Genomic DNA, 1,053 nt, shown 5'->3' with positions numbered 1-1,053 from the left:
ACTAGAGCGTTTCACCTTTTGACGGAAACGTAGCCTGCATTTTCGAGATAGTTGGCACATTCATCGGATTGGATCGCCTCGACCAGGTTACCAATGTGCCGCCAGGTTTCGTCGATGGTCCTCCTTTGCGCATTGCGCATCCAGTGCTTGATCTTTGAGAAGGCCTGCTCGATCGGATTGAGGTCTGGTGAGTAGGGCGGCAGGAACCAGAGCCGCGCGCCAGCGGCTTTGATCGCTTTACGGATAGCGGCCGACTTGTGACTGCCGAGATTGTCCATGATGACGATGTCACCTGGCTTGAGGACTGGTATCAACTGTTGCTCGACATAGGCGCGAAAGCACGTGCCATTGATCGGGCCATCGAAAACGCAGGGTGCTGTCAGTTGGCTGCTGCGCAATGCACCGATGAATGTCAGGGTGCGCCAGTGACCGTGCGGCGCAAACGCCCGCAGACGTCTGCCCTTCGGTCCCCAGCCTCGGATGGGCGTCATGTTGGTTTTGATCCAGGTCTCATCAATGAACACCAGCCGCTCAGGATCAAGATGATGCTGCAACGCCTTCCACCGCTCTCGCCGACGGGCGACGTCGGCGCGGGCTTGTTCAAGGGCGAACAGCGTTTTTTTTGAAGCGCAGCCCCTCGCTGCGGATGAACTCCCAAATCGTATTGTGTGAGACGGCAATGCCTCGTGAAGCCAATTCGGCCTTGAGGCCATGTAGCGTCAGGTGAGAGTTCTGACTGAGACGCTCGATAATGAAATCACGATGTGGTTCAAGAATGCGTTTGCGATGGCCGCCCATCTTGCCCGGACGAACCGATCCAGTTGCCCGATGGCGTTGCGACCACTTCACCACCGATGACGCCGCCACCTCAAAGCGCGCAGCAACGGTACGGACGCTTTCGCCGCTCAGCACGGCGGCGACAACACGCTCGCGAAGATCATTGGATAAAGGTGCCGTCATGAGATGCTGGCCTCCATCCAGCCAGCACCAATGAATCAGATCAAAACTGATTTGGGAATCGACCACGATTCAGAAAAAGGCGGAAACGCTCTA

The 1,053-nt window shown here is 56.7% G+C and carries 1 protein-coding gene; it reads right to left on the bottom strand.

Annotated features, from left to right (window positions below; all coding sequences use genetic code 11):
* Window positions 1–11: 11 nt before the first annotated feature.
* A protein-coding gene (locus tag C5J26_RS32380) for an IS630 family transposase (RefSeq protein ID WP_105405491.1) occupies window positions 12–960 on the bottom strand; the annotation gives its coding sequence in 2 pieces (ribosomal slippage) (window positions 12–623 and window positions 625–960; 948 coding nt in all).
* Window positions 961–1,053 lie beyond the last annotated feature (93 nt).

The organism is Neorhizobium sp. T7_12, assembly GCF_002968535.1.
In the GTDB taxonomy this organism is placed as follows: Bacteria; Pseudomonadota; Alphaproteobacteria; order Rhizobiales; family Rhizobiaceae; genus Neorhizobium; species Neorhizobium tomejilense.
Note: the sequence above shows the minus strand (reverse complement) of the source record. Positions and strands in the feature narration are given on the sequence as shown.